Source organism: Labilithrix luteola, from assembly GCF_001263205.1.
Classification (GTDB): domain Bacteria; phylum Myxococcota_A; class Polyangia; order Polyangiales; family Polyangiaceae; genus Labilithrix; species Labilithrix luteola.
Window position 1 is genome coordinate 10440252 of sequence record NZ_CP012333.1, and the last position, 12220, is coordinate 10452471.

The 12220-nt window shown below is 66.5% G+C and carries 14 protein-coding genes; 5 read left to right on the forward strand and 9 right to left on the reverse strand.

From position 1 onward, the window contains the following. Positions 1 to 133 precede the first annotated feature (133 nt). From AKJ09_RS45080 to AKJ09_RS45090, 4 genes are read right to left on the reverse strand one after another with little or no spacing between them, the layout of a single operon-like run. A complete protein-coding gene (locus tag AKJ09_RS45080; protein WP_205633964.1) occupies positions 134 to 907 on the reverse strand; it encodes an HAD family hydrolase in 774 nt (257 codons plus the stop codon). Continuing rightward, complete coding sequence (locus AKJ09_RS54560) at positions 826 to 1209, reverse strand: hypothetical protein (RefSeq protein ID WP_205633965.1); 384 nt, start codon at positions 1207 to 1209, stop codon at positions 826 to 828. Before AKJ09_RS54560 ends, AKJ09_RS45080 begins: the two co-directional genes overlap by 82 nt. 57 nt (positions 1210 to 1266) lie before the next feature. After that, on the reverse strand, positions 1267 to 1515 hold the full coding sequence (moaD, locus tag AKJ09_RS45085; RefSeq protein WP_146654037.1) for a molybdopterin converting factor subunit 1: 249 nt from the start codon (positions 1513 to 1515) through the stop codon (positions 1267 to 1269). Further along, positions 1512 to 2021, reverse strand: a complete 510-nt coding sequence (locus AKJ09_RS45090) for a MogA/MoaB family molybdenum cofactor biosynthesis protein (protein WP_146654038.1) — start codon at positions 2019 to 2021, stop codon at positions 1512 to 1514. Before AKJ09_RS45090 ends, moaD begins: the two co-directional genes overlap by 4 nt. A gap of 87 nt (positions 2022 to 2108) precedes the next feature. On the opposite strand from AKJ09_RS45090, the gene AKJ09_RS45095 reads away from it, so the two are divergent. Next, positions 2109 to 3125, forward strand: a complete 1017-nt coding sequence (locus tag AKJ09_RS45095) for a GTP 3',8-cyclase MoaA (protein WP_146654039.1) — start codon at positions 2109 to 2111, stop codon at positions 3123 to 3125. 2 nt (positions 3126 to 3127) lie between these two features. Here the strand turns inward: AKJ09_RS45095 and AKJ09_RS45100 are convergent, their stop codons facing one another. The 3 genes from AKJ09_RS45100 to AKJ09_RS45110 all read right to left on the reverse strand — a co-directional run bounded on the left by AKJ09_RS45100 (position 3128) and on the right by AKJ09_RS45110 (position 7745). Then, a complete protein-coding gene (locus AKJ09_RS45100) occupies positions 3128 to 4999 on the reverse strand; it encodes a MutS-related protein (protein WP_146654040.1) in 1872 nt (623 codons plus the stop codon). A 51-nt stretch (positions 5000 to 5050) separates the two neighbouring features. Next, positions 5051 to 5383: a hypothetical protein gene (locus tag AKJ09_RS45105; RefSeq protein ID WP_146654041.1), complete on the reverse strand. Its 333-nt coding sequence runs from the start codon at positions 5381 to 5383 to the stop codon at positions 5051 to 5053. Positions 5384 to 5531: 148 nt separating this feature from the next. Next, entirely contained in the window at positions 5532 to 7745 is a 2214-nt protein-coding gene (locus AKJ09_RS45110; protein WP_146654042.1) for a prolyl oligopeptidase family serine peptidase, read from the reverse strand. A gap of 160 nt (positions 7746 to 7905) precedes the next feature. On the opposite strand from AKJ09_RS45110, the gene surE reads away from it, so the two are divergent. The 3 genes from surE to AKJ09_RS45125 are packed head-to-tail and all read left to right on the forward strand — an operon-like array spanning position 7906 to position 10616. Next, positions 7906 to 8736 (forward strand): 5'/3'-nucleotidase SurE, encoded by an 831-nt coding sequence (surE, locus tag AKJ09_RS45115; RefSeq protein WP_146654043.1) that lies wholly within the window; start codon positions 7906 to 7908, stop codon positions 8734 to 8736. A gap of 49 nt (positions 8737 to 8785) precedes the next feature. After that, the gene (locus AKJ09_RS45120; protein WP_146654044.1) at positions 8786 to 9319 is read left to right on the forward strand and encodes an adenine phosphoribosyltransferase; all 534 of its coding nucleotides are present in this window, start codon (positions 8786 to 8788) and stop codon (positions 9317 to 9319) included. Between the two features lie 49 nt (positions 9320 to 9368). Beyond that, positions 9369 to 10616, forward strand: a complete 1248-nt coding sequence (locus AKJ09_RS45125; RefSeq protein WP_146654045.1) for a hypothetical protein — start codon at positions 9369 to 9371, stop codon at positions 10614 to 10616. A 21-nt stretch (positions 10617 to 10637) separates the two neighbouring features. Here the strand turns inward: AKJ09_RS45125 and AKJ09_RS53800 are convergent, their stop codons facing one another. Beyond that, a complete protein-coding gene (locus tag AKJ09_RS53800) occupies positions 10638 to 10784 on the reverse strand; it encodes a hypothetical protein (RefSeq protein ID WP_169928405.1) in 147 nt (48 codons plus the stop codon). Between the two features lie 207 nt (positions 10785 to 10991). On the opposite strand from AKJ09_RS53800, the gene AKJ09_RS45130 reads away from it, so the two are divergent. Continuing rightward, positions 10992 to 11585 carry a DUF6184 family natural product biosynthesis lipoprotein gene (locus AKJ09_RS45130; RefSeq protein WP_146654046.1) on the forward strand — a complete coding sequence of 198 codons (594 nt, stop codon included), beginning with the start codon at positions 10992 to 10994 and terminating at the stop codon, positions 11583 to 11585. A gap of 7 nt (positions 11586 to 11592) precedes the next feature. On the opposite strand, the gene AKJ09_RS45135 is transcribed toward AKJ09_RS45130, so the two are convergent. After that, positions 11593 to 12198: a TetR/AcrR family transcriptional regulator gene (locus AKJ09_RS45135; protein WP_146654047.1), complete on the reverse strand. Its 606-nt coding sequence runs from the start codon at positions 12196 to 12198 to the stop codon at positions 11593 to 11595. Positions 12199 to 12220 lie beyond the last annotated feature (22 nt).

Consider the following 12220-nt stretch of genomic DNA (forward strand, 5'->3'; position numbering starts at 1 on the left):
CGGGTTCGACCAGATACATGGGATCCCATGGATTGAACGCCCGTATGCCACGACCTGCCCTCGCGAACAAGGACGCGCCTCGCACGACCTCGATTTCAGCCTGATTCCTGCGTGACTCGTGCGACTGTACGGCTCAGGTCGTGCGCGATCGAAGAATCGGACGCACGTGCCGACGCGGCAGACGCTGACGCGTTCGGACGCGCCCTGCACGGCGATCGGCCGGGAACATCGCCGCCCATTCGGAGCGAGGGCTAACGACCGTCCATCCCGCTTTTCTCGCCGTATCGAGCCCCGCATCGAGCTTTCCCCAGAAGGTCCCGTCGCGGTCGTAGGCGAACTCGCGTTCGCCGTCGTCGTGCCGAACGAGCATCGACAAGTGTGTTCCCGGCGCGTGGTCCGTGTACGTGAGCATCGCGAGATCCCCGTCGGCATTGGCGATCGCGAAGATCGGACGCTGACCGATGTGGAGATGGATGTTCATGACCTTCCCCTCTCGATCGTCGACGCTTCCGAGGTCGGGAAGCTTCACCAGCACCGGGGCTCCGTCGCGTAGCTCGTGGCGCGTCTTGCTGCTGCTTCCGATGACCTGCGCCGGGAGCACGCCATAGAGCTGCTCCGAGAAGACCCTGATGAAGTCGATGCCACCGCCGGACACGATGAAGGTACGGAACCCGTTCGAGCGGAGGAACGTGAGCAGCTCCAGCATCGGCTGGAACACGCATTCCCCGTACGGACGGTCGAAGCGCGGATGCTTCGCCGTGCTGAGCCACGCGCGGACGACTCCGGCGAATTCCTCGGTGGTCATTCCAGCGTGCGTGGCCGCGATCACCTCACCGATCTCGTGATGGGACATGCGCGAGAGCGCGTCCATGTCGCCTTCGACAATCGCCTTGTAGGGCTGGCGCACGGCGTACTCGGGATGCTCGGCGCAAGCGCGCGCAGTCGATCGACGATGAACGCCGCCTGCACCGGAATGGGCATCTCGCTCCAGAGCGTGCCGTCGTTGTCGAAGACGGCGATGCGGTCGGCCGGTCGCACGTACGTCGACGAACCGCGCGCCGTCACCGCGCGCACGAAGTCCAGGATCGCGCGCCTGCTCGGACCGTCGTTCCACGAGGGAAGCGCGTCACCGCCTCGAAGCCGCGCCAGGACCGAGCCGACACCGACCACCGATGCAAGCGCGACCACGTTCACGAGCGTTCCCGCCATGACCGTGACCAAGCAAGAGCGAGACCGGACGGCGAAGCCGCAGCCCTCCGGATCGTTCTATCCGCCTGCGACCGGGGGGATGAGCGCGATCACGTCGCCGCTGACGATCACATCGGAGCCCGAGGCGAACGCCTCGTTACGTGCAAACCGAACGTACTCGAGACGCCCCTCGAGCGAGGGATGGATCGCACGGAGATGCCTCGACAGGTCGTCGATGGTCGAGACGCCGAGCGGCACCGCAAGAGTCTCTTCGGCGACGCCCACGAGGTCGCGAACGGCCGCGAAGTAGAGGATCGTAAGGGTCATCGGCCGTGTTTTCCGTGGTGCTTCGTTCGGCCATGGAGCAAGTCCACGGCGTGACTCAAAACGGGCGCAATCAGCGCGCGCGCGCCGAGCCTCGCGGCCTTCTCGCTGCCCGGGAGCGAGAAGACGACGACGTTTTCGACGGTGCCCGCGGTCGCGCGGGAGAGGATGGAACGCGGGCCGACCTCGTCCCACGACAGGCGCCGAAACGCTTCGCCGAAGCCTTCGAGCTCCTTGTCGAACAGCGCCGAGAGAGCTTCGTACGTCCGATCGCGAGGGGCGATGCCCGTGCCTCCAGTAAAGACGATCGCGTCGGCCTCGGCGGAGGCGATCACGCCACGCACCAGCTCGGTGAGCCGAGCGGGTTCGTCGGGAAGGATCGCGTGACGCACGTGCACGAAGTCTGCGAGCTCCTCCACGAGCGCCTTGCCGGAGGCATCGTCCGCCTCGGTTCGGGTATCGCTCACGGTCACGGTCACGAACCTGGGCTTGTCGGAAGGCTTCTCCACGGCGCTGCGATCCTAGCGCGAAAGATGGGCTCGCCGTCGCTGCGCGCGTGCCACGCGCACGCCTTTTTCCGCTAAGGTTGGGGAGCGATGTACGCCTTGCGTGTCATCCAGAACGGGCCGAGTGGGCCCGCGCACGCGCCCGAGGGCGCAGCGCCTCCGCGATCGGTTCGCCTTTCGTTGACCGACCGCTGCGACCTGGCCTGCGTCTACTGCCGCCCGGACCGACGCGACGGCTACCTGCCCGAACGGCTCGACCTCGCCGCGTGGAAGACCATGGTGCATGGGCTCGTGGGTGCGGGCGTCCGGCGCGTTCGCCTGACCGGCGGCGAGCCGCTCATCCATCCCGACGTCGTGGAGGTCATCCGCTTTCTCGGCACGCTCGACCTCGACGACCTCGCGCTCACCACGAACGCCACGCAGCTCGCGAAGCTGGCACGTCCGCTCCGCGAAGCTGGGCTCCGGCGCCTCAACGTGTCGCTCGACACGCTCGACCCCGTCCGCTTCGAGCGCATGACGCGCGGCGGAAAACTCGATGGCGTACTCGCCGGCATCCATGCGGCCCTCGACGTGGGCTACGACGAAATCAAGCTCAACGCCGTCGTCGTCCGCGGCGAGAACGACGACGAGATCGCATCGCTCGTCGCGTGGTGCTGGGAGCGAGGCATCGTCCCTCGCCTTCTCGAAGTCATGCACATCGGGGAAGGCGCGAAGCTCAAAGACCGCGTGGTCACGGCACGCGAGATGATCGCGAAGCTCGCACACCTCCTCGAGCCGGGAGACGCCGAGCGCGAGCCCGATCGCGGACCGGCGGGCTATCTGCGCGCACGACACGACACCACGAAGAAGGTCGGCTTCATCACTGGCACGAGCGACACCTACTGCAAAGGCTGCGACCGCCTCCGCGTCGCCAGCGACGGCACGCTCAGGCCCTGCCTCGCGACGAACGACGGTCTCTCCGCCGCGCACGAGGCGTGCACCGGCAACGCCGAGGCCGTCGCCGACGCGGTGGGCCGCGCCTGGGCGATGAAGCCCGATGGCGAAACCTGGAAGGGCTGTACCGAAGACTCTGCCTCGCACGTTTCGATGCGAGGCATAGGCGGATAAGGTCAGGTCACTTCGAGGCCGACGATCTTCATCAGACGAAGCGCGTTCGAGCTCTGGACGACGCCTTGACGGAGTCGATAGTCGAACGTCATCACCTCGCCTTCGACCTGCTCCTCGAAGTGCACGTTCTTCACGAAGCCGGGCATCTCCGTTTCGAGATCGCCGAGCGCGAGGTCGTGCGTGGAGACGGCACCCATCGCGCCGAGAGACAGGAGCTCGCGCAGAATGGCGCGCGCCCCGATGAGCCTTTCGCGGGTATTCGTGCCGTGGAGGATCTCGTCGAGCAGGAAGAGCACCGTGGCCGACTTGGCCCCCTCGCCGCCCGCCTTCTCCGTACGCGAGAGGTCGAGAACGAGCTTCAGCTTCTTGAGCTCGGCGTAGAAGCGACTCGTTCCCTCTTCGAGCGAGTCCGACACGCGCATGCTCGTGGCGACACGCAGGCGACCGAGCCGCATCGACTTCGCGCACACGGGCGCGCCGACGTTGGCGAGCACCGCGTTGATGCCAATCGCGCGGAGCAGCGTGCTCTTACCCGACATGTTCGAGCCCGTGACCACCATCGCGTGGCCGGGTCCTTCGATCCCCACGTCGTTCGAGACACGCTTGCCGCTCTCGATGAGTGGATGTCCGAGAGACTCCGCCTGGAGGATCGGCTCATCGACGAACTCGGGGAACGTGAAGTCCGGCTTTTCGAAGGCGAAGCCCGCGAGCGACGCGAGCGCTTCGAGCTCGGCGAGCGCACGGAACCATCCGAACGCTACGCGCCCTGCGCGCGCACGCCACGCATCGAGCGCCAGCGCGCACCAGACATCCCACATCAAGGCCGGGCCGATGAAGATCTTGAAGATCTCGTTCTCGCGCGCATCCAAGAATCCGACGATGCGCGAGAGCGACGCCATCTCGCGTGTCGCCGAGGCTCCGCTCTCTTTGAGGCGCTTTTGCAGCGCAATCAGGGCCTCGGCTTCGAACGTCTCGTTCTCGAGAATGGCGAGCATTCCCGCGTACCGCGACAGCGCCCCCTCCTTCGACGAGGCGGCTTCGAGGATCGGCTGCAGGCGCTTGCGCTGCGAACCGAGGAAGAGCAGCGACACGATGAAGCTGGCGACGAACGTGAGGCGCGGCACGAGGCCGAACGATCCGGCCACGGCGGTGCCGATCGTCACGATCGGCATCAGGATCGCGACGACGCGCATCCATCCGGGCAGACGAGTCTCCGCCGAGGTCGCCTGGCCAGCCCACATCACGAAGGGACGCGGATCCGGCTTTCCTTCGTCGACCAGGCTGCCGGCAACACAAAGCTCTTCGCGCACGCGCACACGCGCGGCCAGATCGCGCACGGCGGCCTGCCGAACGATGATCGCGTTCTTCGCCTCGGCGGCGTCTTTCGAGCGAGCCTCGTCGCCCGAGAGCCACTTGGCGAGGACTTCTTCGCCGAAGCGCGTGGAGGTGGCATCGATCAGCTGGAAGAGCGACGCGCGACCGAAGACGTCGAGGTCACCCGCGTAGGGATGCATGGCATCGGCCCAACGTTCACCGGTCTGCGGGAACGTGCGCCACTTGCCGGCCATGCGCGCAAGGGCCCGCTCGTGGAATTGAACCGCCGCGTTCATCCGATCGCGCTGCTGATGGACGCGCGCGTGGATGACCACGAGGGCGCCGAACGCCACGACGAGGGCGAGCTCGCCGAGCCAGGCGATCGAGGGCAGCCGCGCGAAGACGATGGCGCCAAGAAGCGCGAGCGCCCCGAAGAGGGCTAGGAGCCGGAGATTCGCGATCGCGTTTGCACGTTGGTCGAGCTCCGCGACGGATTGTTTCCGCTCGTTGAGCGCCTTCGCGTGGATGTCACGCGGATCGGACGGAGAGGCATCCTTCACGCTCCGACGCCTACCACGGAGGCGGCGAGGCGCGGACACCAACCGTCACGATCAGGCCGCGCGGCGACGGCGCACGAGCGGAATGACGCGTCCGCCACTCGAGGCCTTGTCGGCCGGTTCGGGCGTGGGCGCGGGCTTCGGAGCCTGCTTCACCTTGCGCGCAACGGGAGCCGCGCACGCCGCGGCTACGGCGAAGCCCGCGAGCGAGAGACGCGGGCCTCCGGCGGTGCGGTACACGAGCTCAGCGCGCGCGAGCGCGGCGAGTGCACGACGGACATCGGCCTCTTCGCCACCGACGCGGACGAGGATGTCCTCGACGGTTGCGGGCGCACGCCGACGAGCGAGACGGAGCAGGGCGCGAAGGACGGTGATTTCGTAGCTCATGGAGGGGCATTATGTTCAGCACTGAACGGACGACCAACTTTGTGCAGTCGATTTTTCCCCTGTGTTTCCTGTGGTTTGATCGATCGGCAAGATCTCGAAGAGATCTCACAGGTTCGAACGTTCAGTACAAACCGTTCAGTACATTTACCTACATCGCGCCGAGCTCGTGGAGCAGGAACGAGAGTTCGTCGGCCAGCTCGTCGGCCAGCTTCGTGACCGGCTTGCCCGCTCCATGCCCCGCCTTCGTCTCGATCCGGATGAGGATCGGGCGCGTGGGGTCCTTCTGAACCTCCTGCATGCGCGCCGCCATCTTGCGCGCGTGCATCGGATCGACGCGCGAGTCGCTCTCCGCCGTGGTGAAAAGCATCGACGGGTACTGCACGTCTTCCTGGACGTGGTGGTACGGCGAGTACGCGTAGAGGAAGCGGAAGTCCTCGGACTTGTCCGGATCGCCGTACTCGGGAATCCAGAGCTTCGCGATCCGGAAGTGCGGATAGCGAACCATGTCCGTGAGAGGCACGAGCGATAGGCCCACGCGGAAGAGCTCCGGACGCTGCGTGACCGCCGTGGCCACGAGCAGCCCCCCGTTCGAACCGCCCACGATGCCGAGCTTCGACGAGTTCGTGATCTTCTCCTTCACGAGCGCCTCTGCGCACGCATAGAAGTCGTCGAACACGTTCTGCTTCTTCTCGCGCATGCCGGCTTGGTGCCAGTCCTCGCCGAGCTCCCCTCCGCCACGGAGGATGGCCGTGACCCAAACGGCTCCGCGCTGCACCGAGGCGAGCGCGCGCGCGCTGAACGCCGGCGTCTGGTTCACGTTGAAGCCCCCGTAGCCGTAGAGCACCGTCGGGTTCTCGCCGTTCTTCACGAGCCCCTTCTTGGCGATGACGAACATGGGCACCTTCGTGCCGTCCTTCGACGTCGCGTAGAGGCGTTGCACTTCGATTCCTTGCGCGGAGAACTGCGCGCCGACCTTGTCCCAGGGCTCGAGCTTCGCCTCTTTCGACCCACGCAGGTCGAGTCGAAGCACTTCGTAAGGGACCACGTACGACGTGAACGTGACGAACGCTTCTTCCCCGTCCCACGCGCCCGTGGCGCTCGCGGAGCCGATGGAAGGCAGCTCCACGGGGCCGCGAGACTTGCCGTCGAGACCGAAGCGCTCGAGACGCGTCGCGGCGTCGTGCATGTAGCTCGCGACGATCTCGTTCTTGAGAATCGCCACGTCGTCGAGCACGTCGCTTCCCTCCGGGAGGATCTCCTTCCACGCCGAGCGCGCGGGCTTGTCGTACTCGACCGCGTAGAGCTTGTAGTGGGGCGCGCCGTCGTTGGTGAGGACGTAGAGGCGATCGTTGCGCGGAATGGGCTCGAAGATCGCCGACTTGTTCTCGGCGATCGCCACCCAAGGAGCGCCGTCGCCCTTCGAGAGATCTTTGACGAACACCTCGCTCTTGTCCCAGCCCATGTGCACGCGCGCGACGAGCCAGCGGCCGTTCGGCGAGATCGAGACCGAGGGCGAGTCCGTCTTGGCGCGCCCCTCACCGAAGACGAGCTTGTCGCCCTTCGAATCCTGGCCGAGCACGTGGTGGAAGATCTTCGAGAAGTACTTCTCGTCCCCCGGCGGCACCGACCCCGGTTCGGGGAAGCGCGTGTAGTAAAAGCTCTTGCCGTCCGGCATCCACGCGACCGACGCGTGACGCGTGCGATCGATGTGGTCCGGGAGATCTTTGCCCGTGCCGACGTCGCGGACGAACAGCGTGCTCTCCTCGCTACCCGATTCGCTCCGCCCCCACGCTACGAGCTGGCCGTCCATCGACGGGAACCACCAGTCGACGGCCGTCGTGCCATCCGCGGAGAGCGCCGAGGCGTCGAGCAGCACGCGGTCCTTCCCCGTCAGCCCGTCACGCACGTAGACCGTGGGTTGGTTCTGCGCGCCTTCCCTCTTCGTGTGGAAGTAGCGCTTTGCACCGGCGTGCGTCGTGCGAATCGCCGGCGCCGTGACGTAGCCGATCTGGAGCAGGTCCTTCACCTCGCGCTCGAGATCGGCGCGCCCCGCGATGGTGTCGATGACCGCCCGCGTGTGCGCGTTCTGCGCCTCGGTCCACGCGTGGACCTCGGGAGAGTCACTGTCTTCGAGCCAGCGATACGGGTCCGATACGCTCTCGCCGTGGATGGTTTCGACGAGGTCCTGCTTGCGGGTGGGCGTCATGGGCGGTGGGTACTTCGTAGAGGCTGAAGGAGTGGGGACGAGCGCGACGGTGAGCGGAGGAACGTTGGGCTTCGGCGCTTCTTTGCAAGCACCGAGAGTGAGCGTGAGCACGCTGAGGGCGCAAAAAACACCGGAAGCGCTTCGCATCCTTCGCATGACGGCGCATCCTATACTGCAGCGACTACTTTGCACGGACCGTGGCCAAGTCTGTCGCGAACTCCGTTTGATGGTTCAATCAGCGCAAATGAGTTGCTGCTGCGCTGTAGCCCACGCAGGGAGCCGCCATGGCGGCTGCTCGTGCTAACGTCCGCGCCCCATGCGACCTCTCGTGCTTCTTTCGAACGACGACGGCTATGCGAGCCGCGGTCTGCGCGCTCTCCGTGACGGCCTCTCTACCTGGGCCGACGTCGTCGTGTGCGCGCCGGAAACGGAGCAGAGCGCGAAGAGCCACTCGCTGACGCTCCACCATCCGCTGCGAGCACGCGAGATCGAGCCCGGGATCTTCGCCGTCGACGGCACGCCTGCCGATTGCGTGTACATTGCACTTCACGCCACCGAGCAGCGCTTTCTTCCGCGCTGGCCCGACCTCGTATGTTCGGGCATCAACCGCGGGTTGAACCTCGGCCAGGACGCCTTCTACTCCGGCACGGTCGCGGCTGCGCGCGAGGGCGCCCTGCGCGGCATCCCTGCCATTGCATCGAGCGCCCACGCCAAAGCCGACCTCGAGAAGGTCGCGGAGCTCACGTCGCGCCTCGCTCGCGCCCTCTGGGATCAGACGCACGGCAGCATCGGCCCGATCACGCGCACGACGCCCTCGCTCGCGCGACGCACCCCGCTCCTCAACCTGAACGTGCCGCTCGACTGGAGCGGAGAGATTCGGCGCACGCGACTCGGTTCACGTCTCTACGAGGAGATCATCGACGTGCGCGTCGATCCTCGCGGTCGCGAGTACATGTGGCTCGGCGGCCCCGGCGTTCGTCACGAAGCAGACCCCGGCACGGACACCGACGCCTACGACGCAGGCGCGGCATCCATCACCCCGCTCATCCTCGACCTGACGAGCCACGAAGGCGCGCCCCTCACCGACACGTTGATCGCCGGCATCGGCGAGCGCCTGGCGGGCGACATCCTGCACGGTCGCGAGTAGCCCTCGTCGCCTCGCGTTCTGTATCCCGATCGGCTAAGTCACGCGCGCGATGCTTTCGGCCGATACGCTCGCCTACGCGAAGAGCAAGATCCGCGACATTCCCGACTTTCCGTCGCCCGGGATCCTGTTCAAGGACATCACCCCGCTCCTCGCCGATCCGAGGGCATTTCACATCGTGCTCGACTCCATCGCGGAGCGCTTCATCGGCTCCCACGTCGACGCCGTCGTCGGTGTCGAGGCGCGCGGGTTCATCTTCGGCGGCGCGCTCGCCGCGCGACTCAACGCGAGCTTCGTGCCGGCACGCAAGCCGGGCAAGCTGCCCGCCAAGAGCGACCGCGTCTCCTACAAGACAGAATACAGCGTCGCGGAGCTCGAGATGCACGTCGGCTCGATCCCGCAAGGGGCGCGTGTCCTCGTGGTAGACGACGTGCTTGCCACCGGCGGGACGGCCAAGGCCGCCGCGGAGCTCGTGACGACGCAGGGCGGCAACGTCGTGGCGTTCGCCTTCGTCATCGAGCTTGGCTTCCTCGGAGGTCGTCGCGTCCTCGAACCGTCCCGCATCGAAAGCGTGATGGCGTACTGATACGGCGTAGCGTATCTTTCACGGCGTGGCCGGGAGGGTGAGACGCGTCGTGCTCGCAACGTCCGCCGGAGGCGTGCTTGTCGCCGTCCTAGGCGCCGGCGCATGCGGGACGCCGTACGGCGAAGCCAAACTCCAGGACAACGCGGCAGATGCGTCGTTCGAAGGAACCGCCCCGGGTATCGAGTCCTGCCCGCTCCTTCATCCCATCGGTCAGCCCGACGACGACGACGACCCCTTGACGGAGTTGCCAGCGTTCGTTCTCGCGATCGACAACGTCAAGCTCGCGAGCGACACGGATTCCTTCGGTTACGACATCGACAACGTGTGCACCTGCGACACGCGCGATCGCGGCCCGCACGACGCGGGTTCGAGCTGCGTACCGAAGAAGGCCGTGCATTGCGACGGCGACGGCGGCGTCGACAACTCGTTCAACGCCTTCCTTCAGACGTTCCCGACCGACTACAGCTTGGACGAATCCGTCGGCCTGCAGAAGAGCATCACGACGGGCGCGCAGAGCTTTCTCCTCCACTTCCATCGCTACAACGGGCTCGCCAACGATCGCGACGTCGAGGTCGGCTTCCTTCCCTCGAACGGAGTCCGCACGGCCGGTTGCCCTGGCTCGGTCGCGGACGACGACGGCAACTACCCACCTCAATGGTGCGGCGACGACGTCTGGACCACCCTCCCCGACGCGACCTTCCGTGACGGCATGCCGGTCGCGTTCGCGAACGGGTACGTCCGCAACTACCAGTTCGTCGTCACCCTCCCAGCGACCGTCCGCATTCCGTTCGGGCCCACACCGCTCGAGTTCGGCACGCCCATCGTCACCGGAAAGCTCGTTCCGCTCGCGGAGGACATGACCCCGCGCCCCGCCGATCAAGCCCCGAAGACAGATCGCGAGAAGCGATACTTCAAGGTGGAAGGTGGGGTGCTCACGGGGCGTATGAACGTCGAAGCGCTTCTCGGTGCACTGGGCGCGGCCTCCATGGGGGACGGCACGCGTCTCTGCCAGTCGCCGCTTTATCGCGACGTCCGCAAGCGTGTCTGCGACGCGGTCGACGTCGCGCGAACGCCCGCACTCGACTTCCAGGCCGACCAACCGTGCGATTCGATGTCGGCAGCCGTTGGCTTCACGGCCAAGCCCGCCATCCAAGGACCGTCCTACCGCGACCCGGGCAAGAACAACGACTGCCTACCGGTCGACGGCAAGCCCAAGGTTCCGACGAAGTACGCGCAGACGTACTCCTGCGACGACGGCGAGCTCGATGCGGGCGCTGGCGCTGACGCGAGCCCGTAAGCACCGAGCCGCAAGCGCATATCAGAGACCGCGCTGGGTCGCGCGAAGAACGCCGCGGGGGCACACGACGAGACAGATCGCCGGCGCGAAGACCACGGCGAGAATACCGACGAGGGCCGCCGCCGTGCCCAAGGTGCCAATCGTTGCAAAGAGGTTGTCGAGAAGCATGTCGCTGCCTCCAGCTGCGCCGTGAATTTTATCCGGCCGGCCAGTATGTTTTGGTCAGGTGGCCAGTTTTGTCAAGGCCGCCCTCAACGCTTTGCGTCAATAAGCTAGAATTACGAAGGATTTTTCTGACACGGTCCGTCGCGGTCGGCGTCCGGGTCGCAGCTCCTGGGCATGCGCGGTGCAGCCTCCCCGTCCGGAGGTGCTCCCGTGCTGCCCAACCTGCGCGTCCTCGTCGCCCTCGTTCCCGTCACCATCGCCGTCGGCTGCGGTGGCAGCAGCAGCCAGCCGCGGAGCGCATCGTCCCAGACGACCAGCGGCGCGACGAACCCGTACAACGATCTGCGAACCGTCGACTCCGCCGGCTACGTGGACAACGCCGGCCGAACCGAAGAAGTCACCGCAGGTGCCACCCCGACGGTGCGTGGCCGCGGCGAGGGCATCGTCGCGCCGAGGCCCCCCGAGAGCACCTCCGGCTCGAGCGAAGTGCCTCCGAGCGGTGCGCCCGCCACGGCGCCTGCGACGGCGACCGAAGCCGTGCCGCGCCTCGTCCGTGCCCTGTGCGACCGCGAGTCGGCGTGCGAACGCGTCGGCACCGCCGCGCGCTACGCTTCGGCCGACAGCTGCATGGCGGAGAAGCGCCAGAACGTCGAGTCGCTCCTCGAGGCCGGCTGCCCGAAGGGCGTCGCCAGCTCGGCGTTCGGGGCGTGCCTCGGCGCCATCCGCGTCGCCTCCTGCGAGCCGAGCGCGGTGCAGGTCGGGACCCTTCCCGCGTGCCGCGCCGAAGCGGTTTGTCCCAAGTAAGACGCGTTCAGAGCTCGAAAATCGCGATCATCATCGCTTCGAGCGTGCGGAGCATCTCCGTCTGCTCGGACGTGGTGATCGGATCGACGGCGTGGTGCAGCGAGAGTCCGTCGAGGGCGGCGAGGAGCAAGCGCGCGGCGACGTCGACGCCCACCTTCGGCTTCAAACCGAGCTCGAGCAACCGAGCGAAGCCGATGTCGACAATCTGCTTGCGACTCCTCTTGAGCGCGTCGGCGAGCGCCTGCCGGATGGCCGGGTTCTGGCGCGACAGGGTGAAGAGCTCTTGGAGCACCTGCAGCTCGGGAAGGCCGTCGCGTCGCTGCGACCACATTTCGAGAACCGCACGGCGGACGCGCTCCATCGGTGCGCCGGGCTGCTCGAAGACTTCGACGACGCGCTTCTCTATCGTCTCGCAGCAACGTTCGAGCACACGCTCGTAGAGCTCGTCTTTGCTGGCGAAGTGGTAGTGGACCGAGCCCTTGCTGAGCTTGGCAGCATTCGCGATGTCCTGGACGCTCGTGTCGGCGATGCCGCGCTTCGCGAGCGTGGCGATCGCCGCGTCGAGAACCTGGAGCTTGCTGTCTTCGCTCTTCTTGTAGACCGACCGCCTCACGAACTGACCATCCAGTCAAAAT